At 66.1% G+C, this 25,857-nt stretch carries 21 protein-coding genes; 13 read left to right on the forward strand and 8 right to left on the reverse strand.

From position 1 onward, the window contains the following. Positions 1-419 precede the first annotated feature (419 nt). Both ACK59X_RS04735 and ACK59X_RS04740 read left to right on the forward strand, forming a co-directional pair. Complete coding sequence (locus ACK59X_RS04735; RefSeq protein ID WP_409955608.1) at positions 420-1,073, forward strand: lysophospholipid acyltransferase family protein; 654 nt, start codon at positions 420-422, stop codon at positions 1,071-1,073. A gap of 118 nt (positions 1,074-1,191) precedes the next feature. Further along, positions 1,192-1,593, forward strand: coding sequence for a LysR substrate-binding domain-containing protein (locus ACK59X_RS04740; RefSeq protein WP_409955610.1), 402 nt, complete (start codon positions 1,192-1,194; stop codon positions 1,591-1,593). 7 nt (positions 1,594-1,600) lie between these two features. On the opposite strand, the gene ACK59X_RS04745 is transcribed toward ACK59X_RS04740, so the two are convergent. Then, the gene (locus ACK59X_RS04745; RefSeq protein WP_409955611.1) at positions 1,601-2,098 is read right to left on the reverse strand and encodes a redoxin domain-containing protein; all 498 of its coding nucleotides are present in this window, start codon (positions 2,096-2,098) and stop codon (positions 1,601-1,603) included. Between the two features lie 68 nt (positions 2,099-2,166). Next, a complete protein-coding gene (serB, locus tag ACK59X_RS04750) occupies positions 2,167-2,880 on the reverse strand; it encodes a phosphoserine phosphatase SerB (RefSeq protein ID WP_409955613.1) in 714 nt (237 codons plus the stop codon). A gap of 150 nt (positions 2,881-3,030) precedes the next feature. Between serB and ACK59X_RS04755 the strand changes: the two genes are divergently transcribed. Continuing rightward, positions 3,031-4,008 (forward strand): tripartite tricarboxylate transporter substrate binding protein, encoded by a 978-nt coding sequence (locus tag ACK59X_RS04755; protein WP_409955615.1) that lies wholly within the window; start codon positions 3,031-3,033, stop codon positions 4,006-4,008. On the opposite strand, the gene ACK59X_RS04760 is transcribed toward ACK59X_RS04755, so the two are convergent. Beyond that, positions 3,959-4,873: a haloalkane dehalogenase gene (locus ACK59X_RS04760; RefSeq protein WP_409955617.1), complete on the reverse strand. Its 915-nt coding sequence runs from the start codon at positions 4,871-4,873 to the stop codon at positions 3,959-3,961. The two genes, ACK59X_RS04755 and ACK59X_RS04760, sit on opposite strands and share 50 nt — an antisense overlap. A gap of 71 nt (positions 4,874-4,944) precedes the next feature. Between ACK59X_RS04760 and ACK59X_RS04765 the strand changes: the two genes are divergently transcribed. After that, the gene (locus ACK59X_RS04765; protein ID WP_409955619.1) at positions 4,945-5,415 is read left to right on the forward strand and encodes a MarR family winged helix-turn-helix transcriptional regulator; all 471 of its coding nucleotides are present in this window, start codon (positions 4,945-4,947) and stop codon (positions 5,413-5,415) included. Here the strand turns inward: ACK59X_RS04765 and pdxA are convergent. Further along, a complete protein-coding gene (gene pdxA / locus ACK59X_RS04770; RefSeq protein ID WP_409955620.1) occupies positions 5,363-7,111 on the reverse strand; it encodes a 4-hydroxythreonine-4-phosphate dehydrogenase PdxA in 1,749 nt (582 codons plus the stop codon). The genes ACK59X_RS04765 and pdxA overlap by 53 nt on opposite strands. A 112-nt stretch (positions 7,112-7,223) precedes the next feature. Here pdxA and ACK59X_RS04775 point away from each other — a divergent pair, with 112 nt between their 5' ends. The 5 genes from ACK59X_RS04775 (at position 7,224) to ACK59X_RS04795 (ending at position 13,672) form a co-directional block, all read left to right on the forward strand. Next, positions 7,224-8,186 carry a LysR family transcriptional regulator gene (locus tag ACK59X_RS04775; protein WP_409955621.1) on the forward strand — a complete coding sequence of 321 codons (963 nt, stop codon included), beginning with the start codon at positions 7,224-7,226 and terminating at the stop codon, positions 8,184-8,186. Between the two features lie 47 nt (positions 8,187-8,233). After that, positions 8,234-9,883: a serine hydrolase domain-containing protein gene (locus tag ACK59X_RS04780; RefSeq protein WP_409955622.1), complete on the forward strand. Its 1,650-nt coding sequence runs from the start codon at positions 8,234-8,236 to the stop codon at positions 9,881-9,883. A gap of 53 nt (positions 9,884-9,936) precedes the next feature. Further along, positions 9,937-11,718: an ATP-dependent nuclease gene (locus tag ACK59X_RS04785; RefSeq protein WP_409955624.1), complete on the forward strand. Its 1,782-nt coding sequence runs from the start codon at positions 9,937-9,939 to the stop codon at positions 11,716-11,718. Positions 11,719-11,808: 90 nt separating this feature from the next. Continuing rightward, positions 11,809-13,281 carry a carotenoid oxygenase family protein gene (locus tag ACK59X_RS04790; protein WP_409955625.1) on the forward strand — a complete coding sequence of 491 codons (1,473 nt, stop codon included), beginning with the start codon at positions 11,809-11,811 and terminating at the stop codon, positions 13,279-13,281. Between the two features lie 22 nt (positions 13,282-13,303). Next, positions 13,304-13,672, forward strand: a complete 369-nt coding sequence (locus ACK59X_RS04795) for a hypothetical protein (protein WP_409955627.1) — start codon at positions 13,304-13,306, stop codon at positions 13,670-13,672. 195 nt (positions 13,673-13,867) lie between these two features. Here the strand turns inward: ACK59X_RS04795 and ACK59X_RS04800 are convergent, their stop codons facing one another. After that, on the reverse strand, positions 13,868-15,298 hold the full coding sequence (locus tag ACK59X_RS04800; RefSeq protein ID WP_409955629.1) for an RCC1 domain-containing protein: 1,431 nt from the start codon (positions 15,296-15,298) through the stop codon (positions 13,868-13,870). Between the two features lie 463 nt (positions 15,299-15,761). Here ACK59X_RS04800 and ACK59X_RS04805 point away from each other — a divergent pair, with 463 nt between their 5' ends. After that, positions 15,762-16,973, forward strand: a complete 1,212-nt coding sequence (locus tag ACK59X_RS04805) for an alpha/beta hydrolase family protein (protein WP_409955631.1) — start codon at positions 15,762-15,764, stop codon at positions 16,971-16,973. A gap of 1 nt (position 16,974) precedes the next feature. Here the strand turns inward: ACK59X_RS04805 and ACK59X_RS04810 are convergent, their stop codons facing one another. Then, positions 16,975-19,335 carry a DNA polymerase II gene (locus tag ACK59X_RS04810; protein ID WP_409955632.1) on the reverse strand — a complete coding sequence of 787 codons (2,361 nt, stop codon included), beginning with the start codon at positions 19,333-19,335 and terminating at the stop codon, positions 16,975-16,977. 176 nt (positions 19,336-19,511) lie between these two features. Between ACK59X_RS04810 and ACK59X_RS04815 the strand changes: the two genes are divergently transcribed. The 3 genes from ACK59X_RS04815 to ACK59X_RS04825 all read left to right on the forward strand — a co-directional run bounded on the left by ACK59X_RS04815 (position 19,512) and on the right by ACK59X_RS04825 (position 22,230). Continuing rightward, positions 19,512-20,294, forward strand: a complete 783-nt coding sequence (locus ACK59X_RS04815; RefSeq protein ID WP_409955634.1) for a hypothetical protein — start codon at positions 19,512-19,514, stop codon at positions 20,292-20,294. A 436-nt stretch (positions 20,295-20,730) separates the two neighbouring features. After that, entirely contained in the window at positions 20,731-21,402 is a 672-nt protein-coding gene (locus tag ACK59X_RS04820; protein ID WP_409955636.1) for a hypothetical protein, read from the forward strand. 12 nt (positions 21,403-21,414) lie between these two features. Beyond that, positions 21,415-22,230, forward strand: coding sequence for a CPBP family intramembrane glutamic endopeptidase (locus ACK59X_RS04825; RefSeq protein ID WP_409955638.1), 816 nt, complete (start codon positions 21,415-21,417; stop codon positions 22,228-22,230). Here ACK59X_RS04825 and ACK59X_RS04830 read toward each other — a convergent pair. Continuing rightward, on the reverse strand, positions 22,181-23,164 hold the full coding sequence (locus ACK59X_RS04830) for a Bug family tripartite tricarboxylate transporter substrate binding protein (protein WP_409955640.1): 984 nt from the start codon (positions 23,162-23,164) through the stop codon (positions 22,181-22,183). The genes ACK59X_RS04825 and ACK59X_RS04830 overlap by 50 nt on opposite strands. 165 nt (positions 23,165-23,329) lie before the next feature. Further along, positions 23,330-25,857 (reverse strand): ATP-binding protein (locus ACK59X_RS04835; protein WP_409955641.1); only part of this gene is annotated, 2,528 nt, incomplete at its 5' end.

The following is a 25,857-nucleotide window of genomic DNA, read 5'->3' on the forward strand; positions in this document are numbered from 1 at the left end:
GGGCAGCGGGGTCGCCTTTCTTTGGGGTACGTTTCTTTGGCGACGCAAAGAAAGGTACCTCGGCCGCCGGGCCGAGACCCGGCCTCCGCTCTCAGCAAAGGCATGCAGCCAAACAAGCGCTGAACAGCCGGTCACACATCCCGGCAACCTCAGGAGACAGCCCGCCGTTGCCATGCCGACTTCTGCAGCCAGAACTGTCTTCCAACTGGAGCATGTGCCAAGGACAGCGACGCCGCTGGGGACCGGCGCAGTCAGCCTGCACAGGTCCCGGGCCACACATTGCGTTGCAGTTGGCACCCCCCGTAAAGGGAATCTGCCGTGGCGAACTGTCACACAGGCTTATCATTCCGGTGGCAGGCGGGCCGCAAACCGCCCCCCACCCCCCGCGCCTTCCCGACCGCCGCCCTTGTTTGTAGTTGATGACCACCGCCACACCCTCTTCGGATTCCGCTTCTGCGTCCCCCGCCCTGCAAAAGCCCAACCTCTTCGTGCGCGTGCTGCGCGTGCTCATGTCGCGGGTGGCCCGGGTCACGGTGATCGGGGCCGAGCATCTGGACACGCCGGGCGGCAAGATCGTGGTTTGCAACCACGTGGGCTGGGCCGATCCGCTGTGGGTGGGCTATGCCGCGCTGCCGCGCAAGCTGCACCAGATGGCCAAGAAGGAGCTGTTCGAAACCAAACTCGGGGCCTGGTTCGTGAGTTCGGGCGGCGGCTTTCCGGTGGACCGGGGCAGCCCCTCGACCGCCACCATCCGGCAGGTGGTCTCGCTGGTGCAGGCGGGCCAACTGGTGCTGATCTTCCCGGGGGGTACGCGCAATGCCGAGAACCCCGAGGCCAAGCGCGGCGCTGCCACCATCTGCCTGCGCGCCAAGGGCCAGATCGTGCCGGCGCACTTCGACGGGCCGGGCGAGATCCGCGCCAGCCACTTCTTCACCCGCCCGCGCATCCGCATCACCTTCGGGCCGCCCATCGTGCTGCCGCCCGATGCCACGGCCAACAAGGAATCGGCCCTGGCACTCACGGTAGCGATGGATGAGGCGATGAAGCGCGTTGCGGAGCAGCGCCCCGACTGAGTCGCTTCGCGCAGTGCCGGCTCAGAAGGTATGGATGAATCCGGCGTGTCCGAGCAGGCCGCCAGAACGCGTGCGACCTAGGCGCAAAGCGCAGCCATTTGCCGTGTACGCACCGTAGGTGGCGCCACGCCTCAAGCGCCCGGCCGGACAAGCCGAAGGGAAGGGCCTTCGCGACCCCGAAATCAGTGTTGACAGGCCCTGCACCAACTTTCCCGACAACTGGGCGCGCTGGGCCAACGCCGCCGGCCTGCGGCGCGAGTTCAAACCGTGCCCCGTCTATGACCTGAGCATGAACCTGATCTTCGCGGTCAAGGAGGGTGTGGGCATCGCCATCACCCAGCCCTGCATGATCGAGCGCGAACTGCGCAGCGGTGAACTGTTGATGCCGTTTGCGCTGCCGGTCTCCACGGGGCGCGGCTACTTCGTGTGCATCGACCGGGACCGGCCTGCGGCACCGGGGCAGCTGGCCTTCATGGAATGGGTGCAGGACGGGGCGAAGCGGATGACCGATCCGGCGTGAGCCTTGCTCAGCCCGTCAAGGCGCGCAGGCTGGGCACCGCCTGCGCCCACCACAGCCGCCAGCGCATGCCCCAGCCCGGGGTGTAGCCGCTGGTCGCAAAGCGCACATCGCCATGCGCATCCACCACCACCAGGGCGGGCACCACGCGCACGCCCCAGGCGCGCGACAGCTCGGCCTGCGGGTCCACCGCCGTGGGCCAGGGCATGCCGCGCTGGCGCTGCACCTGGGAGACGCGCTGGGCGTTACCGGACTGCATGGCAACGCCGAGCACGGGCCAGTCCGCGGACAGGCTGGCGACCGATGGCTCTTCGAATTTGCACACCGGGCACCATTCGGCCCAGAAATGCAGGGCCACGGCGCGGCCCGGGTGCTGTGCGCGCCATTGGTCCAGCGTGGTGGTGGTGCCATCGGCCAGGGTGATGGCCGCGTCGGGCGCGGGGCCTGTGGGCAGGTCGCGCGTGCGCCAGGCATCCACGCCGGCCACCACCAGCAGGGCGAGCAGCACGGTGGCCAGGTGCTGGCGCCAGCCCCGGCGCAGGGACTGCCAGGCGCGGCGTGGCAGGGTAGAGAAGGTCAGCGCAATACTTCCAGCAGGCGGTCCAGCCCACCTTCGTTGATCGCCACCTTGGCCTGCGCACGCACCGTGGGCTTGGCGTGGTAGGCCACCGACAGGCCGGCCGCGCCCATCATGGGCAGGTCGTTGGCGCCGTCGCCCACGGCAATCGCCTGCGAGGGCGCAATGCCCATGAGCGAGGCCACTTCGAGCAGGGTGCGGCGCTTCTCTGCGCCGTCGCAGATGTCGCCCCAGGCCTGGTCCAGCATGCGGCCGGTGAGCAGGCCGTCCTGCACTTCGAGCATGTTGGAGCGGGCAAAGTCGATGCCCAGGCCCGCCTTCACGCGGTCGGCAAAGAAGGTGAAGCCGCCCGAAACCAGCAGAGTGGTCAGGCCCGCAGCCTTGGCGGCGCTGACCAGTTCCTTGGCGCCGGGGTTGAAGCGCAGGTGCTCGCTGAACACCTGCTCCATGTGGGCCACGGTCACGCCCTTGAGCAGGGATACACGCTGGCGCAGGCTTTCCTTGTAGTCGGTGATGAGGCCCTGCATGGCCGCCTCGGTGATGGCGGCCACCTCGGCCTTGCGGCCGGCAGCGTCGGCGATCTCGTCCACGCACTCGATGTTGATCAGGGTGGAGTCCATGTCGAAGGCGATCAGCTTGTAGCTCGACAGGGACAGCGGGGCGTCGATGCCCTGGACGACGAGGCCGGGGGCGAATTCGGTGGCGTTTTTCATGGAAAGAGGCAGGTTCGGAGATCGGAACCCCCCAATGGTATCGCCCACCAGGGTGTCCCCCCTACGGCCCGGTACCTATGCCGATGGGGCATAGCTCTCAGTGCCTGGGCCTTGTGGCAGCACAATCCCGTTTTTGTCATAGTACAAAGCATGACTTTTCCTTTGAACCCTGAGCGCCGGGCCCTGTTGCTGCTGCTGGCCGCCGCCGTTTGCACGGGCGTATCGGCACAGTCCGCCGACAAGCGCCCCATCCGCCTGGTCGTGCCGTTTGGCCCCGGCGGCGTGGCCGACCTCACGGCGCGCACCGTGGCGCAGAAGATGACCGAAGCCACGGGCCAGCCCATCGTGGTGGACAACAAGCCCGGCGCGGGCGGCATCGTCGCGGCCGACGCGGTGGCCAAGGCAGCGCCCGATGGCCGCACGCTGCTGCTCATGTCCAATGGCAACGCGGTGAGCGCCGGCCTGTTCAAGAGCCTGCCGTTCGACCCGGTGAAGAGCTTCGCCCCGGTGTCCCTGCTCGGCACCTTCGACATCGCCCTCGTCACCAGCAGCAAGTCGCGCTTCAAGGACATCGCTGCGCTGCTCGCCTACGCCAAGGCCCACCCCGGCAAGCTCAATATCGGCACCATCAACATCGGCAGCACCCAGCACCTCGCGGCCGAGCTGTTCAAGCGCAGCCTGGGCATCGACGTGGCCATCGTCCCGTTCAACAGCACATCGGCCGTGGTCAGCGCGCTGCTGGGCGAGCAGGTGGATGCGGCCGTGGAGATCCTGGCGCCGGTGCTGGCGCAGATTTCGGACAACACGCTCCACGCCCTGGCCGTGATGGGTGAGAAGCGCTCGCCCGTGCTGCCCCAGGTGCCCACCGTGGCCGAGAGCGGTGCGCCGCAGTTCAACGTGGCCTCGTGGAACGCCTTTGCCGCGCCGGCGGGCACGCCGCCCGACATCATTGCGCGGCTGAACAGGGATACCAATGCCGCGCTTAACGCGCCCGAGGTCAAGGCCCGGCTGCTGCAACTGGGCGTGCAGGCCAGCGGCGGCACGCCCCAGGCGCAGGCCGACTTCTTTGCGCGCGAGATCAAGCGCTGGGGCGATGTGATCCAGCAGGCAGGGATCCAGAAGCAGTAGGCACAAGGGCGCTGGCCGCCCAGGCCACGAGCGCATCGGCAATGCGCCCGGGCTGGTCCTCGGGCGCCAGGTGGCCGGCATTGCCGCAGTCCCGCACCGTGAGGCTTGCGATGTTGGCGCGGCACCAGGCCTCCATGGCCGGGCCAATCATCAGCGTGGGCGATCCAGTGAAGGTGAGCAGCAGCTTCGGTACATCACCAGACCTGCCCAGCCAGTCGCCATAGGCCTCGACGCGCGCCACCACGTCGGCGGGCGACGCTTCGATGGGAATGGCGCGCGGCCAGGCCAGCAGCGGGCGCCGGCTTTCAGGCGTGGCATACGGTGCCTCGTACACCGCACGGTCGGCCGCCGCCAACGGCGTGAGCACCGTGGCGGTGAGCGAGCCTGCGAGGAACTGGTTCTCTTCGATGACCAGCCGCTCGCCCAGCCCCGGCGTGCGAAACGCCTCGAAGCGTGGCCGTGCCGCTGCGGGGAAGTCCGCCCAGGCCATGGGCTTGACGATGGTCTCCATGAACGCGATGCCGCGCACCCCGTGCGCATGCGTGCGCGCCCAGTCGAAGGCGAGCGACGCACCCCAGTCGATGCCCACGAGCACGACATCCTGCAGGTCCATCGCATCGAACCAGGCCGCGAGGTAGCGCGCATGGTCGTCGTAGGTGTATGCGATGTCGGGCTTGCCCGACCGCCCCATGCCGATCAGGTCCGGTGCAAGGCAGCGGCCCAGCCCCTGCACACGGGGCAGCACCTTGCGCCACAGGTAAGACGAGGCGGGGTTGCCATGCAGAAACACCCAGGCCGGCCGTGCCCCTGGGGTGCCGGTGTCTTCGTAGTGGATCTGCGAGTCGAGAACGGAAATGGCGGGCATGGGGCGATTCTCAAAAATGGTAAGGTACCTGTCTAGTTTAGTGAAATGGACAGGTACCTGTCAAATTAGCCATGAACCCATCGACCACTTCCACCACGGCCGCCGCCAGCACACCCGGCTCCCTGGGCGTGCTGCTGCGCCTGCTGCACCAGCAGTTCGCCGGCGCGGTGGACGATGCCCTGGCCGAGGCCGGCTTTGGCGACGTGCGCGCGGCGCATGCCAGCGTGTTCACCTTTGTCCCGCCCGAAGGCATGCCCGTGAGCGAGCTCACGCAGTTGGCGCACGTGCGCAAGCAGTCGATGGCGCAGACGGTGGACGAGCTGGAAAAGCTCGGCTATGTGGAGCGCCGCCCCAGCCCCACGGACAAGCGCTCGCGCCTGGTGTTCCTCACCGCGCGGGGCCAGCAGATCCGGCCGCTGGCCATGGCCGCGGGCAGCCGCACCGAGGTGCAGTGGGCGGCCCTGGTAGGGCCGGGAGAGCTCGATGCGGTCAAGGAAGGGCTGGCGCGGTTGCTGGGGCGTTTGCAGTCAGGGGCCGAGTGAGCTGAAGCCCCTGGATGGCAAGCAGCTGGGCGCCCAGCCCCGGCTCTTTGGTCTCAAACGTCCCATCGAGCGCCGCCGTGCCCACCGTGAACCCCGCAGCACCGCCCGCGGCCACAACCGCGACACGCTCGGCGCGGTCGATGGAGCCGGCGACCACCACGGGCTTGCCAACCGCTGCGCAGACCTGCTGGATAAGCGCCGGCACCTGGCCCGCATCGCCCGCAAACCGGTAGGCCAGCAAGTCCAGCCCATGCACCCCGGGCATCGCCGCAATGCGGCGCGCGCTGGCCACGATGTCCTGCACGCTGCCCTGCAGTACGCTCGGGTGGCCCGTGACCTGCCCGGCAAACGGGTAGTAGCGGATGGGGCGGCCGTGCAGCAGCGGCAGCACCGCCTCGGGCCGCGTGCCGCCCATCAGCACGTCCACCCCCAGCGCCACGGCGGCGCGGGCCGATGCGAACTCGCTGGCCTCGTCCTGGCTCACCACCTCCAGGTAGCTTTGCGCGCCGCCCGCGTGGATGGCATCGGCCAGGTGCTGCAGCTCGGGCCAAGGCAGGCCGATGTCCTTGAATCCGATGTGCCGCACCCCGGCGGCCAGAACGGCGGGCCGTTGCTCCAGCGCGTCGGCAATGGTGCGGTCGTGCCGGGTCAGCATGAAAATGAAGTCCGGTAGCGCGGGCGGCACCTGCGCCGCCGCCATGGCGGCCGCCTGCTCTACCGCATGTGCCAGGCTCGACGCATCGGCCCGGCCCGTGCCCGCGATGTCGAAGGCCGTGCCATGGTCCACCGAGGTGCGCACGAACGGCAGGCCCACGGTGATGTTCACGCCCTGGTCCACACCCAGGTACTTCACGGGGATCAGGCCCTGGTCGTGGTACTGCGCCACCACGATGTCGAAGGCACCCTGGCGTGCGCGCATGAACACCGTGTCCCCCGGCCAGGGGCCCGTGGCGTCGATGCCTTCGGCGTGCGCCGCGGCGATGGCCGGGGCGATGATGTCCCGGTCTTCATGGCCGAACAGCCCGCCCTCGCCCGCATGCGGGTTGAGCCCTGCCACCGCCACGCGCGGCTGTGCAATGCCAAAGCCCAGGCAGGCACGGTGCGCCAGGCGGATGGCGCGCAGCTCGCTCTCCGGCGTCACCGCCGCAACCGCGTCGCGCAGCGCCAGATGGATGGAGACCAGCAGCACCCGCAGCTCGCCATTGGCCAGCACCATCGCGAAGTCGGTGGTACCCGCGCGCTCGGCCAGCATCTCGGTATGGCCGGGGTGCAGCACACCGGCGGCGCGCAGCGCCTCCTTGTGCAGCGGCGCGGTCACGATGCCGGCCACCCGGCCCGCCAGTGCCAGGTCAATGGCGCGCTGCACGCAGGCGTGGGCGGCGGCCCCGGCGCGCGCATCCACCCGGCCCATGGGCAGATCGTCAGGCAGTGGCGCGCAGGCCTGCAGCAGGGGCAGGGCGCCTTGATGCAAGGCTTCGTTCAGGCCCTCCAATCGGTCGCCCATGGGCCGCACCTGCAAGGGCGCGCCCACCAGTGCCAGCGCCCGTTGCAGCGTGCCGGCGTCGCCGAGCACCACATACGGCGCAGCCCCCTTGGGGCGTGCCGCCGCCCACTTGGCAATGATCTCGGGGCCTATGCCGGCCGGGTCGCCCATGGTGATGGCCAGGGGGAGGGCACCATTCGCTGCAGTTCTCATCATCGTTTGCATACCAGTCAATCAGAAGCGGTGACTGTGCTCTTTTCATGGGATGAAGAAAACCGATTTGATCTCAGGCATGATTGAGCAGAACTCAATCAAGCCTTCAACCATGCCGCCAGACACTCGCCTGCCCCCGCTGTCCGCCCTGCGCGCTTTCGAGGCCACGGTGCGCCATGGCAGCGTCTCGCGCGCCGCGCGCGAATTGCATGTGACCGATGGGGCCGTGAGCCGCGCCGTGCGCGAGCTGGAGGGTGAGCTCGGCTTTGCGCTGTTCCAGCGCAGCAGCCGCGCGGTGGTGGCCACGCCCACGGCCCAGGTGCTGGCCGATGACGTGGCCGCGGCCCTCGACCGCCTGCGCGCCGCCCTGGCGCGGGCACGCCGCACGGCGGGGCCGGGCCGGCCGCTGGTGTTGTCGTGCGAGCCCACCTTGCTGATCCGGTGGCTCATCCCACGTTTGGCTCATTTGCAGGCGGCCATCGGCGGCGAGCGCGAGCTGCGCCTGGTCTCGGCCGGCGGCGTGGTGCACTTCGAGCGCGACGGCATCGACCTGGCCATTCGCCGCAACGACTTTGCGCTGGACGATGGCGTGCTGGCCGAGCCCTTTATGCACGAGCACATCGGCCCCGTGTGCCGCCCCGATGTGGCCGTCGCCCTCGGGACGCAGCAAGGCGCTGCCCTGCAGGGCGTGCTGCTGCACACCGCCACCCGGCCGGACGCAGGGGAGAGCTGGTCCGCGCAGGCCGGCCCACCGCTGCAGCCCACTCGCGCCATCCGCTGCGAGCATATCTACCAAAGCATGCAGGCCGCCGTGGCCGGTGCCGGCGTGGCCATCGGCCCCCTGGCCCTGGTGGCCGACGACCTGGCCAGCGGTGTGCTGTGCGCGCCGCGCGGCTTTGTGGCCGATGGCAGCTGCTACCAGCTCATGGCGCCGCGCGCGGCCGTGGACGATGGCGATGTCTTCCACCCCGTGCTGGCGTGGCTGCGCGCAGCGTGCGAAGGCCTGGTGCCACCACCGCTGACCGCCGTGGGCAAACGCCAACAGTCCCCCAAAAGGGGGCCCAGGCAAGCGTAGCCGCCCGCATATGATTCCAGCACAACATGCGCAAAGGGAGGCTGGCGATGGCAATGCACAGGCACGACAAGGCGACGGGTAAATCCGCAGCAGCCGCAGCGATCAACCGCCGGCAGGCCACGGCCGTGCTGCTGGCCAGCGCCGCCGCACCGTTCACGGCAGGGGCGCAGCAGGACGCCGCGGCGACCACCGCATCGGCTGCATCATCGGCGACCGCGCCGTCCACCACCCTCTGGCCCGGTGACGACTGGGCCGAGAGCACGCCCGAGGCGCAGGGCATGGACTCTGCGGCGCTGGCCAAGCTCGTCGACTTTGGCGCCGCGCAGGGCATGGACAGCCTGCTCGTCACCCGCCACGGCAGCCTGGTCGCCGAGGCCTTCTACGCCCCTTACCGCGAAGGGCTCAAGCACGCCGTCAACTCCACCACCAAGGGAGTCGTCGCCACGCTCACCGGCATGGCCATCCAGGACGGGCTGATCGCCTCGCGCGATGCACCCGTGCTGGAATTCTTTGCCGACCGCAAGGTCGCCAATGTGGACGCAGCCAAGAAGGCCATGGCCTTGGGCCACCTGCTCGACATGACCTCGGGTCTGCACTGGATCGAGCCGCTCAGCGATGCCGTGCCCGAGACCATGCTGCAGCTGGGCCGCGCGCGCGACTGGCAGGGCTTCGTGCTCGACCGCCCCATGGCCCAGGCGCCCGGCGCGGGCTTCAACTACAACAGCGGCAACACCCACCTGCTCTCGGCCATCGTGGCGCAAAAGACCGGCGGCAGCACCCTGGCCTATGCGCAAAAGCGCCTGTTCGGCCCCCTGGGCATCACCGACGTGCGCTGGCGCAAGGACCCCCAGGGCCTGGAGGTGGGCGGCTGGGGCCTGTACCTGCACCCGCGCGACATGGCGCGCATCGGCTACCTGTACCTGCGCCGCGGCCAGTGGAACGGCCGCCAACTGCTGCCCGCCGCCTGGGTGGAGCAGGTCTTCAATCCGGTGGTGGACATGGGCTTTGGCAGCGCTGCACCCGCCTTCAAATACGCCAACGGCTGGTGGAGCATTCCGTCCAAACGCGCCTACTTCACGGCCGGCTTCAACCGCCAGCTCATCGTGGTGCTGCCCGACATCGACGTGGTGGTCGCCGTCACGGGCCGGCGCAACTACCCGCTGCCCGCGTTCATCGACCACATCACCGCCGCCGTGCGCTCGCGCGAGCCCCAGCCCGCCAACGCTGCCGCGCAGGAACTGTTGGCCGCCCGCATCCGCGACGCCGGGGTGGACAAGCCCAGCCCCAACCCCGTGGGCCCCACGCCCGAGCTGGCCGCCACCGTGTCGCGCAAGGCCTGGCTGCTGGAGCGCAATGCCCTGGGCCTGCAGCGCCTGGTGCTGGACCTGACGCCTGCCAATCCGCGCTATGAAGCCAGCTTCGACCCCGGCCGCCCCGATGTGCCGCGCGAGCCGGTCGCCGGCCCGTTGGGGCTGGACGGCAAGTACCGCACCGCGCCGCAGGGCCCCAACGCGGTCGTCTCCGTCAAAGGCCATTGGCTTGATGCGCAGACCTTTCAGCTCGTCTCTCGGTCGGTGGCGGATGGGGAAGTCACGGTGCTTACCCTCAAGTTCGAGGGCGGGGGGGCAGCGGTGAATGTGGGAGTGGAGAACAACTGGGGATTCAAAGGGCAGGTGCGGGGAGCGGGTGCTAGTTGAGTGGGTGGACTTGCAAAGATAAATGCCGCTGTTTCTAATTATGAGGTGAAGGTATGGTTGAGGCGAAAGATAAAATTAAAATCACTAGCGTAACGTTTCGTCATTATAAAGGCCTTGCTCGGTACAGTATTTCTCTTGATTCTGTAAATATTCTTACTGGTGCGAATAATTCAGGAAAATCTACTATTGTTGGCGCCTTTAGAATTTTGGCTGTTGCTTTGCGTACTGCGCGTACTCGAAGCCCTCAGCGTGTGACGGTTGGTGGATTCAATCGATTTGGATATGTAATTAATGCAAGCCAAATTCCATTATCTCTTGAGAATGTTGCGACTAATTATGTTGAGGGTGATTCTCATGTTGCGTTTAGGTTGAGTAATGGTAATCATCTTCATTTGTATTTGAGTCAAGAGGGGTGTGTGCTGGTTGCCGATGCAAATGGTGTGCAAATTAAATCTCCGGTTGGATTTAAATCAAATTTCCCTTTGAATCTTGTTGTCATTCCGGTCTTGGGCCCTGTCGAACATCGCGAACAGTTGCGCGAAAAAGATACTGTTTCATCATCACTTGCGACGCATAGGGCATCATTGCAGTTTCGCAGTTATTGGTATCATTTCCCAGAGGATTTTGAAAAATTCGCTAATTTAGTGGAGTCAACTTGGCCTGGTATGCAAATAAATCGGCCAAGTATGAATATGGCCAGGGAATTGACAATGTTTGTAAAAGAAGGCCGCATTGATAGGGAGTTGTACTGGGTTGGATTTGGATTTCAAATTTGGTGTCAGCTTCTTAGTCATATAAATCGAGCATCAGAGGCTTCAATGATTGTGGTGGATGAACCAGAAGTTTACCTTCATCCAGACGTTCAGCGCCGATTATTAGGGGTCTTGAAGAATATTGGTCCGGATGTTGTTGTTGCAACCCATTCTACGGAGATTATCTCAGAAGCGGACCCGACAGACATAGTTTTGATTGATAAAACAAAGGCGAGTGCGGAGCGCATAAAGGATATCTCAGGAGTGCAGAAAACGATGGTGGCACTTGGTTCGCAGCAAAATATTTCACTTGCTGCTCTCGCTAGAAATAGACGGGTTCTATTTGTTGAGGGTGATTATGATTTTTCGCTGTTGAGGCGATTTGCTAGGCGGTTGGGTTTGGATGATCTGGGAGCGGGTATCGGACTGGCTGCAATGCCATCTGGAGGATTTGGTTCTTGGTCTCGAATTTCGGCACTTGCGCAGGGAGTTGAGCAAGCATTGGGTACCGAGCTTTTAATAGGGGCAATTTACGATCGTGATTATTTTTGCGATGAGCAGATAAGTGAAATGCAAGGAAAATTACGAGTCTCACTTAAATTGTCTCATGTGCACGCACGAAAGGAAATGGAAAATTATTTGTTGGTGCCGGCTGCGCTGGATCGCGTAATGACTAAAGGCATAGCTGAACGCAAGGAAAGGGGGCAAATTTTCCATGATGAGGTGAAACCGTCAAAAGAAGTGCTTATGGAGTTGTCGAAAGGTTTAAAAGATGATTCGGAGCGTCAATACGTAAGTAGATATGTTGAGTTTCACTCTGGTGGATACAAGGATTTGGCTACGAAAATGAAAGATGCGAGTGATGGATTCCGTTTGCGCTGGAGCGATCCAAATCAAATGTTGTCCATGGTTGGTGGTAAGGATTTATTGCGCCTTTATAGAGAGCATGCTCAGAAATTATTCGGTGTTTCATTGACAGATGCTAAAATTATTGATGCAATGCGTCTGGATGAAATTCCTGGTGATCTGGTTGATTTGCTAAATAATATTGAGGCTTTTCGTAAGGCTCAAGTTGCTAGCTGAATAACTTACTAACGAAGATGGTTGAGGCTGCGTTCTGTCATTTTTCTCCATCTTGGTAGGAAATATTTAGTCAATTTTGAGGCGCTCCATATGCCTGAAATTTTCTCTACCCGCCTGCGCGGCCTCCAATCCACCGCCCGCGAGCTCCCCGACACCCCCGTCGAAGTCCGCGGCCAGGTCCCCTCCTGGATGCTCGGCGGCAGCCTGCTGCTCAATGGCCCGGCGCTGTGGGATCTGCCGCATGGCAGCTACGCGCACTGGTTCGATGGCCTGGCCATGCTGCACCGGGTGCGGCTGGCGCCGGGGGAGGTGGGCGGGGCCAGCGCCAGCTACCGCAGCCGCTACCTGCAGACCGATGACCTGCGCGAGAGCCTGGCGGCGCGCAAGCCGGCGCGGGCGGCCTTCGGCACGGCAGATCCGGCGGGCTTCTTCACGCGCATGCGCCACCTGCGCCATCCGAATGTGACGGACAACGGGGCGGTGGTGATGGCGCGCATCGGCTCGCAGTGGGTGGCGCAGACCGAGACGCCGCTGCTCACCAGCTTCGACCCTGACACGCTGGCCACCACGGGGCGCATCGTGTACGACGACCGCGAGGTCATCCACGTGATGTCGGCCCATGGCATGACCGATGCGCAGGGCACCTACTGGAACGTGGGCCTGGAGCTCGGGCCCAAGTGCACCTACAAGCTGTTCAAGATCGTGGCGGGCAGCCGCACGCGCGAGGTGGTGGCGCGCTGGTCCGTGCGCCAGGCCGGGTATCTGCATGCGTTTGCGATGACGCCCACGCACGCCATCGTGTGGCAGCCGGCGATGCGGCTCAATGCGCTCAAGCTGGCATTCTCGGGCAAGGGCTTCATCGACAGCTTTGCCTGGAAGGGCGAGGCGGGATCGCGCATCGATGCCATATCGCTCACCGATGGCAGCGTGCGCAGCTGGGCCGTGCCGGCCATGACTGGCTTCCATGCCGTGCAGGCCTGGGACGAGCCCAGCCCCGATGGCCGTGCCCCGGCCACGCTGGTGCTGGACCTGTGCACCACCGATGGCCCCGAGATTTTTGCCGCGCTGCGGATGGAGCGTCTGCGCGCGGGCCAGCCCGTGGGCGTGCAGCACCGCGTGCAGCGCTACCGGCTGGAGCCCGGCCGCAGCGACGCACAGCCGCTGCCCCTGGTGGACGCTGCCAGCGTGGAGCTGCCTTCGGTGCATGGCGCCTACTGGGGCAAGAAGCAGTCGCGCCACGCCTGGTTTGCGGGCTTCGACCCCGAAGGCCAGGCCCCCATGTTCGACCGCACCGTGAAGCTGGACCTGGACGGCGGGCGCATTGCCGGCACCTGGCAGCGCGAGGCTGCCGTGCAGATGGAGCCGCTGTTCGTGGACCGCCCAGGCTCCACCGCCGAGGACGACGGCGTGCTGCTGGTGCCCACGCTGGCCGAGGGTGACGCGGGCACGGTGGTCGGTGTGATCGACCCGGTCAGCATGCGCTGCCTGGCCACGCTGCACCTGCCGCAGGTGGTGCCGTTCGGCTTTCACGCGGCGTGGAAGCCGGCCTGGATGCCTGGGTGAGGCGGCAGACCGGCATGGCGGCGTGAACAAGCACCTGCTCTGGGTCGACTGCATCGCCGCTGCCTTGGGCGGCGGCGCGGTGCTGCTGCTGGGGCCCTGGCTGCCGTCCCTCTATGGGCTGCCGGCGGGCTTGCTGGTGTTCATCGGGCTGGCCAATCTGGCCTATGGCAGCTATTCCTTTTCGCTGGCCCTGCTGCGGCGCAGGCCGCCGGTGCTGATCACCCTGCTGGTGGCGGCCAACGGGGCCTGGGTGCTGGCCTGCCTGGGCATGGCGCTGCACTTTGCGGGCAGCGCCACCTGGCTCGGGCTGGGGCACCTGGTGGTGGAGGCGGTGTTCGTTGGCAGCCTGGCGGCCCGCGAATGGAAGTGGCGCGTACAACTGGCCCGCTGATGGGAAGCCCTTGCGTGGCCTGGGCTCGCATGGCCCTCTGCGGCAGTGATCACCATCTTGACTGGACCCCATTGGCGAAGCCCAACAGGCACGATTGCTGCGCCTCTCCGAACAACTAGAAGGATGTGTTTACGAAGACTGCCAACAAAACGCCCACCGGTACGGGCGGGCGTTGCCTTGGGATCTACCTACCGGCTATGGGATGTCGTAGACCCGTTGGTAGCGAAAGCTGCGCATCATTTCATCCAGGCTCTCGGCGGTGGTCGCACCCAGTCCATAGCCTACGAAAAAGGCGGTGCCAGACAGGTGGGTCAGGTCCTGGTTCGCAAACAGGAGGGAGGATGTGTTTTGCAGGCGGTCGGCCCAGGCCAGCGGGTTGAGCGGATTCAGGCGGTCGAACGCGGGCGCCGAATAGGTGTACATGGTCCCGTCGGGCGTGATCGCCACGAGGTAAGGATGCCCCTTGGCGCCACTGGTGAGGTGCTCGGGTTTGATCTGTATGTGCGCCGAGAGCGTCAGGCGCGTCAGGGTCCCTGTGGCCACCATGGTGCCCATCCCCGGTGCACCCGCGCCTTCGAACACCACGGGCAGCGGCGACAGTTGCGATTGTCCCACCGGCCCCACACCCAGTTGCCCTGCGATGTTGCGACCCCAGGCCAGGAGCGTGCCATCGGTGGTGAGTGCCAGGGAGTGCTCGGCGGCGGCCGCTACCTGTGCGTACCCGGTTCCAAGGAACTGCGGGTTTTCGCTCTCCGTGCGGGTGGCATTGCCCAACTCGCCCCAGTAGTTGCTGGAGCCCCAGGCCCAGGCCGTGCCATCGGCCTTCAGTGCCAGAGTGTGGCCGGACCCTTTGGCGACCTGGCGGTAACCGCCGCCCACCAGCGCGGGGGCATCGAGCCCGCGCCATTGCCAGAGGGTTCCATCCTCCTTCACGCCTGCGGCCGAGTAGGAGCCCAAGGCCAGCTGCACAAAACCACGGTCCACCGGGCCGGCGCTGCCGTAGCCGCTCATCCAGCTGCCCATGCCGATAAGGGCCGAGGGGTCCCAGGGCACAAAAAGAAACTGTATGGCGCCGTCTCCCAGCACGAACAACAGGTTGTAGCGGTTACTGACCATCTGCAGGTAGCCGGGTGGCAGCCGGTCGAGCATGTCGCCTCCGGCACTCGCGTTGAAGAGCCTTTTCGCGTGGCCCCAGTACCATATGGATCCATCCGCCTTGCTGGCGGTGTCCGAGGTCATCAGCTGCGCAAAGCCACTGCCGACCTGCACCGGCCGGGTTTCGTTCAGGGTCTGGGTTCTCAGCTGCACTGAGCCCCACATCCACAATGTGCCATCGGTCTTGAGGCCCACCATGTACGGGCCGCCCACTGCAACCTTCGCGAAACCGCTGCCGATCTGCACGGGCTTGTCTACGCTCACCGTGGAGCCATTGCCCAATTGCCCGCTCTGGTTGTCGCCCCAGGTCCATAGCGTGCCGTCGCTGAGCACCGCTGCGGAGTTCACAGGGCCCGTGGCCATGTGCACCACCGTGGCGGCGTGCACGCTGCCCAGGCCAGCCGCCAGGGCGAACAGCAGCCAGAATTTGAAGGCCACAGGCGCCAGGTGGCGGGAGGCGATGGATCGCAAGCGATGTCTTGCAATAGGCGAAAAGAATCTCATCAGAGAACCCTGTCTTTGGAAGTATTAGCGAAGCCTGTAGAAGCCTAAATTGGCCTCTTCAGAAAGTCCGTGCTCAACGAACGATGGACACACCATGGTGGCAATCTCCCCTCCGTGAAATCTGGTGATTGCTATTTTTGTGTCAGCGGAGGGCCTCTCAAGCGGCCATGCCATGGTATTGCGCAGGCTGGCGAAAGGCAGTGACCCACATCACAGCCAGTCAGGCAAACAAATCGTCACAAAATCAGTACGCTTGCGGTCTGCATGGCCCTCTGCGGTGTGCGCATGAAAGCCCGTACCCTGTCGATCCCGGAGGAACCTGAACATGCGAGGTCGATGGTTGTTGTGTACGGCGGGGTGGGAAAAGCCCGCTATTTCCGCGGTTGCGGCGGCGAGCCTGCTGGCGGGCGCGGCCCATGCGCAGACGGCCTTGCCTGCCAGAGCGGCGCAGATGCGCCCGGTGCCGGCCGAAACCAGCGCCAGCGCAGAGCTGCCACCCGATGTGGCCGTGGTGAAACCCGATGCCGCCGCGCTGGAGGGCGGGCGCAGCTTGCTGCCATGGAGCGGCATCTGGCGCGGCAGTGCCTGCCGTTTTGCGCAGTGCGATGTGAAGGTGGCGGTGGAGAAGCTGTCGGCCGATGTGGCCACCGTGGTCTATGCCGGTGCCAGCGCCACGCAGCGCGTCACCGAGCGGGGGAAAGCGCAGTTCGTCGACAACGCGCTGCAGATGCCCTTGCGCACCGGTGCAACGCTGGTGCTGCGCCTGCGCGAAGACGGCGACATGGAGATGTCGCTCTGGAAGAATGTGACGCAACTGCTCAGCTACGGTGTGCTGACCCAGAAGCCCTTTGCCTACGCGCGCAGTGTCGAGCGCGTGCCCACGCCCTGGGTTGAGGACGGGCGCGCACAGACGCTGGAAATGGTGGTCTACCGGCCGCCCGGTGCGGGGCCGTTTCCCACGCTGGTGTTCAACCACGGCTCCACCGGCAATGGGGACAAGTCCGATTGGTTCACCTACACCTGGGCCAGCCCCGAGGTGGGTGCGTATTTTGCGGACAAGGGCTGGCAGGTGGTGTTTCCGCAGCGGCGCGGGCGCGGCAAGTCCGACGGGCTGTACGACGAGGGTTTCGAGCCCGACCGCTCGCGCTACGCCTGCCGGCCGGAGCGCTCGCTGCCCGGCCTGGAGCGCGCCATGGTCGACCTCGATGCCGTGATGGCACACCTGCGCACGCGCAGCGACGTGGACCTGCGGCGCCTGCTGATTGGTGGCGTCTCGCGCGGGGGTGTGCTCTCGGTTGCCTATGCGGGCACGCGCCCGGCGGCCAACTTCCTGGGCGTGCTGAACTTCGTGGGCGGCTGGGTGGGCGACCGCTGCACGCATGCCGATGCCATCAACCCGGTGGCGTTCCGCCGTGGCGCGGCGTTCCCGCACCCCATGCTCTGGCTGTATGGGGAGCAGGACCCTTTCTATGCGCTGCGCCACAGCCGCAAGAACTTCGACGCCTTCGTGGCCGAAGGCGGCAAGGGGCGCTTCGTGGCCTTCGATCCCTTGTACGGAGCCAGCGGGCACGGCATCCATGCCCAGCCCGCCCTGTGGCGCAGCGCGGTGGACGAGTACCTGCAGGCGGTGGTGCCGAAATAGCCTAGAACAGATCCTGCTGCGCCGAGGTCAGCGCAGTGAAGCTCTCGCCCAGCGGCTGCAAAATGGCGTCTGCGATCGGCTGCAGCTGCTTGTCCAGGTAGTGGCCGTAGTCGATGGGGGACTGGCGTGTCTCCAGCGGTTCGGGCCCGTTCAGCGCCATCACATAGCGGATCCAGCCGCCATTCTGGTACTGCTGGGGGCGGCCCATGCGGGTGTTGTAGTCGTCGGCCATGCGGGCGGCTCGCACCTGCGGCGGTACGTTGGCCACGTAGGCGTCCAGGCGGTGGCGCAGGCGCTTGCGGTAGACCAGCAGCTCGTCCTTGTGCCCGGCCAGCGTGGCCTGGGCGTAGTCGGCCACGAAGTCCCGGTAGGGCTTGCCCTGGAACACGCGCGAGAGCAGCCCCTCCTGGAACTGCCGGGCCAGGGGCGTCCAGTCGCTGCGCGCCATCTCCAGGCCGCGGTAGACCATCTCCTCCTTGCCCTCCACGTCCACGCTCAGGCCGGCGTAGCGCTTCTTGCTGCCCACGTCCGAGCCGCGGATGGTGGGCATGAAGAACTTCTTGTAGTGCGTGTCGAACTCGATCTCAAGGTGGTTGTCGAGGTCTTGCTCCTCGCGCAGGGTGCGGGTCCACCAGGCATTGATGTCCCGGACCAGCCCGGCGGCCACGGCGTGGGCCTCTTCGTTGGTGTGGGTGCGCTTGAGCCAGATGAAGATCGAATCGGTGTCGCCGTAGATGGCTTCATAGCCGCGCTCTTCCACGAACTCGCGCGTGGCTTTCACCATGGCATGGCCGCGCAGGGTGATCGCGGAAATCACCTGCGGGTTGAAGAAGCGGCATTCCGTCGCACCCAGCACCCCGGCGAAGGAGTTCATCACCAGCTTCAGGGCCTGCGACAGGGGCTCGTTCTTCGCGCGCTTGGCCTCGTCGCGCGCCCGCCAGAGGGTGGTGACGATCTCGGGCAGGCAATGCCGCTCGCGCGAGAAGCGCGTGCCCAGCGGGCCCTGGATGAGCGGCGCCGCATCGCTGGCGTGCAGGCCCTCCACATAGACCACCGGGTCCACCAGAAAGGTGCGGATGATCGACGGGTACAGGCTCTTGTAGTCGAGCACCACCACCGAGTCGTAGAAGCCGGGCTTCGAATCCATGACATAGCCGCCGGGGGATGACCTGCCCTGGACCTCGCCCACATTTGGGGCCACATAGCCCAGGCGGTGCATGCGCGGCAGGTAGTGGTGGCTGAACGCGGCGATGGAGCCGCCGAAGTGGTCCATCTGCAGGCCGGTGGTGTGCGCGCGCTCCATCGCAAACTGCAGCAGCCGGGCCTTGTCGAAGATGCGCAGCACCAGCTCGCAGTCGCGGATGTTGTAGGTGGCCAGCGCGGGCTTGTCGTGCTGGTAGCGCCGCTCGATCTCGGCCATCTTGTCGTACTCGTCGCCGATCTCCTTGCCCTCGCCCAGCAACTGCTGCGAAACGTTTTCTAGGCTGAACGAAGCAAAGCTCCACACCGCGGCCCGCAGCGCCTCGATGCCGTCGATGACCACCCGCCCGGGCATGGGCGCGAAGAGGTAGCCCTGCTTGCCCGGGTGCGTGCGCCAGGCAATGGGCCGGCCCTCGCGGCCCAGCAGCAGCGGCGTTGCGCAGGCGTCGGCGGTCTTTTGCAGCACGTGCAGGTCGAACTGGATCACGTTCCAGCCGATGACCACGTCCGGGTCGTTGCGCGCGAACCAGCCGTTGAGCTGCTCGATCATGGCCTGGCGCGTGGCGCAGTAGACCAGTGCAAAGCCCGGGGGCTCCTGCGGCTCGGCCGGGGCATCGCCCAGCATGTACACCACGCGCTCGGGCATGCCGTCGAGCGCAATCGAGTACAGGTCCTGGTGCTGGCTGGTCTCGATGTCCAGCGAAACTACTTTCAGCGCCGGCCGGTAGTCGGGCGCGGGCAGCAGCCGGCAGTCCACGCGGGCGCCGTTGCCCTCGCTGCGCCCGCCTTCCACCAGCACGCCGGCGGTGATGAAGCGCTCCATCAGGTAGCGCTCGTGCGGGCGCACATCGGCCTCGAGCAGGGAGATGCCCAACTGCTGCAGCGAGCGGGCCAGCCGCCCCAACTGGCGATAGTGCGTGGCGTAGACCCCGATCACGGGCTGCTGCTGAAAGCTCTTGAGGTCGAGCGGGCGCAGTTCCACACCGGGCAGGGCCACAAGCTGCGCGTCCACCGTGCCCTGGTGCCGCGCCTCGACGAAGGCCACCGAGGTCTGGCCGGTCAGCAGCACCTTCAACGGGCCGGCGTCCGTCGCCAGCCAGTATTCGATTTCAGTGCCCGCCGGTGTGTCCCGCCAGTGGCGTGTGAGGATGAAACCCTTCATTTGGATGGACGGCACACGACGAGGCAGGCAGGGGCAGAGGGGCGGGCAGACTTGGGTGCCGATTCTCGCCGAAGGAGGGGTGGGGATGCACAGGCTGCCTCAGCTTGTTCTGGCCGTGGCCACAGCGTTGCGCTTATCCTGCTGGCTTTGCGAGATCCATTGCGGGGGAAAACAGCATGCGCTTGCTTCAGCGGGGAATCCCGGCGCTCATTCTTGGCCTGGCCGTCGTAGCCCCATCGGCTACCGGTGAGGCCAAGGAAAGCCACAGCGCGCGCCCCGGCCTTTTCTTCGCGTGGCTGTCGCCTGATGATGGAGCGGTGGTGGTGCAGTTCGACGACCCCGCCCATGTCCGAACGCTGGCGCGCCACTGCAATGCGGGCCGTGGTGTCTTTTCCACCCAGACCGGCGTGAAGTACCAGTGCACGGTGCAGGCGTCCAAAAGCGCTTCGGGGCAGGAGCAATGGGATTCGGCCGAAGCCACGGTGCAGGGCGAATCGCCCCAATTGGATACGCGGCAGTTCGGGCTGTTTTCCATGGTGCCTGTGCGCACCACCCGGTGGGCCACGCGCCGTATCTCTGCGCCGGAGGTGCAGGCCATTGCGGCGCTGCTGCGCTCAGACTCCAAGCGGTTTGGCGCGGTGCAGCGGCAACTGAAGCTCGCCACGGCATCGGTGGTGAGCCAGCCTGGCAGCCCAACCCTGGCCATCATCGTGCCCGGGCGGGTGGTGGAGGATCGCGCCGCTTTCTACCATGCGCGCAGGCACCATGTGTTCGCGAAGAAGGGCAATGGCGTGTCGTACCTTGGCGAGGTACCCGGCAAGCCCGTCAGCTTTGCCGATATCGACCCAGCCACCGACCTGCCAGGGCTGGTGGTCAGCGAGGGCTGCGACGGGTGGTGTATCACCCTGTGGAGCCTTGCGGGCGGGCTTGCGCAGGTGGGGCGGTTCGGGGGGCATTGAGGGCGTCTTCCTCACCGGCTTCAAGCGCCCGCAGCAGGGCGTGGCGCTTCAGGTGGTCGCTGTCTCCACATCGCCCAGGGCAAGCACTTCGCGTGCCGGCGCGAGCCCGTTGAGCGCTCCCGCACCGCCTGGAGGGCACCCTGAGCTGCGGTGTGGCGTTGCCCAGCGCTGTGAGCGCACTCCAAGTCAAGCCGACATACAGATGAAGCTATCGACTACCTTGGGCTGCGCCGCAAACCAGGGGCTCGCTCCCGGGGCCGCTGGCAGCCGCTGATACGATGGCAGCCATCCACCCACTTCGTGCCTCGCAGAGGCCACAGCGTATGGAATCCATCGGGAGCCAATATCTGGCCGACAGGGCTGCACGGGAGCGTGCCTGCGGGCATGCCGGGGCCGTGTTGACGTGCAACCGGTGCGACGCCGGGCAGGGGACGCCATGGATCTGGTGAAGTTGCTGCGCAGCCTGGAGGAGTTCGTCTTCGAGGCGATCGCGCTGCTGTTCTTCTACCCCCGAACGCTGTTGCGGATTGTCTTCCAGCCACTGCAGGCCATGGCCTATGCCGAGCAGGAAGAGGCCGCAGACAAGCCCCTTGCCTACGATGACGCGGTGAGCCCGCCACTGTTGCTGCTGATCACCCTTTTTCTTGCCAATGCAGTGGGGCTGGCACTGCATGTTCCGCAGGCGCAGGGTGCGGCGCCCCTGGCCAAGGCCATTCTCGATTCGCCGCAGAACCTGCTCATCTTTCGCAGCCTGCTGTTCAGCCTGATCCCCCTGACGGCGGCCGTGCTGCTGTTGCGCAAGCGCCGCCAGGCGGCATCCCGCAGCGCGTTGCGGCAGCCCTTTTTTGCCCTGTGCTACCTGACCTCGCCGTTCGCGCTGGTGGTGTCACTGGGCCTCATTGCCACACAGATGCCTGGCCCGGCCCACGCGATGACTGGTGCCATCGCCTGCGCACTGGCATTCGTGTGGTTGGTGGGCGTGCAGGCAGCCTGGTTCCGGGCCCGGCTCGGCATCGGCCGGCTGGCCGCGCTGGCCATGGCGCTCGGTGTGCTGGTGTGGGCCTGCACCTGTGTGCTGGTGGTCGTGGCTTTGGTCGCCAACTTCTGAAACGAGGGCGTCATGCGCATTCAACCCCGTTGGTGGATCGGTCTGGGCGTGTACCTTGCCTACATGGGCTGGGTCTTCGCTGCATGGACTTACCTGAATATCGACTACGCGGCGCTGGGTGCGCAGGCGAACCTGCTGCGCGGCATCATCGTGCCGCTGGGTCTTGCGGCCATGGTGCTGTGCGCTTTCAATGCGCTGGCAGGGTGGTGGCCGCAGGCAACCCGCGAACCAGCGCTGCGCCAGCCCCTGTACCTGGCCGCGGTGCTGGTACCCATGCTCGGGTTCATCGGCATGAACCTGTACAGCACCGTCTGGGCCGCCATCGCCATCGAACACGTGCTGGTGCTGGCCGCCGCCATGCTGCTCGTGGGGTTCTGCGAAGAAATGGTCCACCGCGGCATCCTGCTGGTGGGCCTGCGCCATTCACTGCGCTCCGAGGCCTGGGTGTGGTTCTGGTCGAGCGCGCTGTTTGGCCTGCTGCACGCCACCAACGCCTTCTTCGGTGTGGGCGCGGCAGCCCTGGTGCAGGTCGTTCTGGCCTTCTGCGCGGGCACGGGGCTGTACCTCGTGCGCCGGCTCACCGGCAACCTGTGGGTGGCGATGGCATTGCACGCCCTGTGGGATTTTTCGAGCATCGCGCATGGTCTGGGGAAGGGCCCGCAGAGCCTTGGCGCGCTCGTCTTTCTGGGCGGCACCTATGTGGCTTCGATCGCGGTGGTGGTGCTGGTGCTTCGCCGTGGGGCGGGCGCTGGGGCGTCCGCGAAACCCGGGGATGGCGCTACTGCGGCACCAGCCCCGCCGCCTTCACCAGCTCCGCATGGACCTTGATTTCCTGCGTGATCGCGTCCTTGAGCTGCTGGCTGGTACCGGGCGCCACCTCCATGCCGCTGGCCGCCAGCTTGGCCTTGGTGTCGGCATCGGCCAGGGCGGCGTGCGCGGCGCGCTGCAGCCGGTCGATGATGGGCTGGGGTGTCTTGGCCGGCGCCAGCAGGCCGACCCAGGCCGAGAGGTTCATCTCGGGCGCGCCGGCTTCCACCATGGTGGGGGTCTGGGCCAGGGTGGAAGTGCGCTGCGGTGCCATCAGCCCCAGTGCGTGCAGCTTGCCCGACTGGATGTGCGGCAACGCCTCGGGCAGCACGGCGAACAGCATGTCCACCGTGCCGGCCAGGGCGTCGTTGATGGCCGGGGCGCCGCCCTTGTAAGGCACGTGCAGCAGCTCGGTCCTGGTGCGGGTGGTGAACATCAGCCCCGCCAGGTGCTGCGGGCTGCCGTCGCCCGATGAGGCATAGGTCAGCTTGCCGGGCGCGGCCTTGGCGGCGGCCAGTACGGCCGCCACGGTAGGAAACTTCTGCTTGTCCTTGACCACCAGCACCATGGGCTGGTTCACGAACTTGGTGACGGGAACGAAGTCGGCCTCGGGGTCGTAGGGCAGGGTCTTGAAGATGCTCTTGTTGGTGGTGAGGAACGAGGCCGGCGAAACCATCAGCGTATAGCCATCGGGCGCGGCGCGCGACACCAGGGGCGTGCCGATCTGGCCCGAAGCCCCGGCCTTGTTGTCCACCACGAAAGGCTGGCCCAGCTCGGCTGCCATCTTTTGCGTGACCACGCGCGCGATCATGTCGGCGCTGCCGCCGGCGGGCAGGGCCACGATGACCTTGACGGGGCGGTCGGGGTAGCTTGCGGCTTGCGCAAGGGCGGTGCTGGCAAGGCCCGGTGCGAGCAGGGCGCAGGCGAAGGTGGAAATCAAGTTGCGGCGTTGCATGGTGCTTGGCTCCTCAGAGGCTTGGCGAATGAAGGGGGCGTGTGCCATGCGCATCTTCATGCAAGTCCTGTACCAGCGCACATTGCCTGCTGGGGTGCTGCGCCCCGTCAATTGGGCTTGGAGGCCGCTCGGCGCCGTCCTGTTGTTGACCCGCGGGCCGCCAGATCAGCCTGCCTGCCCCGGTGTTGCGGATGCCGGTACCAGGCGTTCAAGCACAGTCCTGGCGCTGGCAAAATCGAGCTCCTCCATGTGGCGCCGCAAGGCGGCCATGTGGTCGGCCCCCAAATGCGCGGCGAGTGCCGGTTTGAGCTGGCGGGCCCAGTCGAGTGCATCAAGGTCCTGGGTGGCCAGAAGGTGCTTGAGTTGCGTGATCTGTTCCCAGGTATCTTGTGCCAAAGGCTCGGCAGTTGCGGGCGCTGCCGCAGGTTGGGGCGCTGGCACGCCACCGGGCTTCAGCGCCCACGGTTTTGCAATCTTCTGCATCGCCGCCGCCAGCCCAGCGATGTCCGCGCTCTGGCCGCCGCGTGCCGATGCTTCCGCCTGCGCGGACAGGGCGTACATCTGTTCGGCCCCGACGGTGCCGGACATGCCCTTGATGTCGTGCAGCAATGCCGCCAATTGCGGTGCGGCGGGCGGCTGCGTGCCTGAAGCGGGCACTGGTGTCTCCGCATCCAGCAGCATGCCGACGGCGTCCAGTGTGTCCGATATCCGGCGCAGCATCTGCCACAGCAGGGGGACGGAGCCCTGCAGCCGCGAGAACGCCAGCCGGGCAGACACGCCCTCGATGCTCGGCCAATCGGCGGGGGGCTCTGCGGCCGGCGCTTGCGGGTGCTGGCTGGCGATATCGCCCTGGCCCCGCAGATTGCGGCGGATGGTTTTGACGAGCATCGGCGGATCGAATGGCTTGCCGACAATGGCATTCATCCCGGCCACCAGGGCCTCTTCGCGTTCCGCAGACGAGACCCCTGCCGTCAGGCCGATGATGGGCAGATGCGCCAGGCCCAGGGCGGTGCGTATCTGGCGGGTGGCGTCCAGGCCATCGAGCACTGGCATGTGCACGTCCATCAGCACGGCATCGAAGCGGTGCGGGTCCTGGGTGAGAAAATCCAGCGCGGCCTGCCCATGCCGTGCCACGCTGACGTGTGCGCCCTCGCTGGTCAGGATGCGGGCGGCCACTTCCTGGTTCACCTCGTTGTCGTCCACCACCAGCAGCGAGACCCCGCTCAGCCCCTGCCCCTCGGGAAGAGGCGCGTCGGGTGCAGCAGCTGGCTGGCCGCCCATGGACCGGTGCAGGGGCACGGTCACCAAAAACTGGCTGCCCCGGCCGATTTCACTGCGCAACTCTACGCGCCCTGCCATCAGCTCCACCAGCTGTTTGACGATGGACAGGCCCAGCCCGGTGCCCCCGAAGCGGCGGGTGGTGGACGTGTCTGCCTGCACGAAGGGCGCGAACAGGCGTTGCCTGGATTCCTCGGAGATGCCGATGCCGGTGTCGCTTACCAGGAAGCGTATCTCCATGGTGCTGCCCGCCCGCTCCTCAAAGCGCACCGTGAGCCGTACTTCTCCCTGGTCGGTGAACTTCACCGCATTGCTCAGCAGATTGGTCAGGACCTGGCGCAGCCGCGTGATGTCACCCTCCAGCGTGAAAGCTGGCGGCGCCTGGACGTCCACTGTGTAGGCGATGCCCTTGGCCTGGGCCTGTGGCTCCACCAGCGCGGACACCTCGCGCACCATCTGGTCGATATCCAGCGGCAGGCTTTCCAGGACCACTTCGCCGGCTTCGATCTTGGACAGGTCGAGCACATCGTTGATGACGGCCAGCAAGGCCTTGCCGGCAACCTGCAGCTGCCGCAGCATGCCTTGCTGTTCGCTGTCGAGCGCGGTGCGCGCCAGCAGATAGGACAGACCGATCACCGCATTCATCGGCGTTCGGATCTCGTGGCTCATGTTGGCCAGAAAGCGGCTTTTTGCGTCGCTGGCCTCCCGCGCCTGCTGCATCGCGTTGCGCAGCGACTTCTCCTGCGCAAGCCGTGTGCCTATGTCATGGGCGATGCCCAGGTACCCGATGAATGTGCCGGACGCATCGGCCATGCGCGTCATCGCCAGCGACACGGGCACCCGGCCTCCGTCGGAACGCGCCAGGCGCCACTGGCGCAACGGGTCCTGGCTGGCGGTATGGATCAGGGCCATCCGAACCTCGGGTGAAAGGTCATCCCCGGGAGCCAACTCTGCTCCTGCCTGGTCGCCGTGCGGCGAAAGTTCGCCGGCTTCCACGAAGTCTGCTGCGTTTCCCCTGCCGACGACCTGGTCGGCCGATACCCCCAGCAGCAGTTCGGCCCCGCGGTTGAACACGGTCACCACCCCCTCTTCATCGGTGGCCACGATGGCGACCTGCGTGGAGGCTTCCAGAACCGTGCGCAGCAGCGTGAGCGTGCTTTGCAGTTGCATCTCGGTGCGTTTGCGGTCGGTGATGTCGGTCCGTATCGAGACATACTTTTCCACCCGCCCCTGGGCATCAATGAACGGCGCCACAACGCTGTCCACCCAGTACAGCGCACCGCTCTTGGAGCGGTTGCACACTTCGGCACGCCAGCTGCGCCCCGCGCTGATGGTGCGCCACATGTCGACCCAGAATGCCGCGCCATGCGTGCCCGAGTTCACGATGCGGTGGTTCTGCCCTAAGAGCTCATGGC

This window comes from Acidovorax sp. (genome assembly GCF_046339755.1).
Classification (GTDB): Bacteria; Pseudomonadota; Gammaproteobacteria; order Burkholderiales; family Burkholderiaceae_C; genus Acidovorax.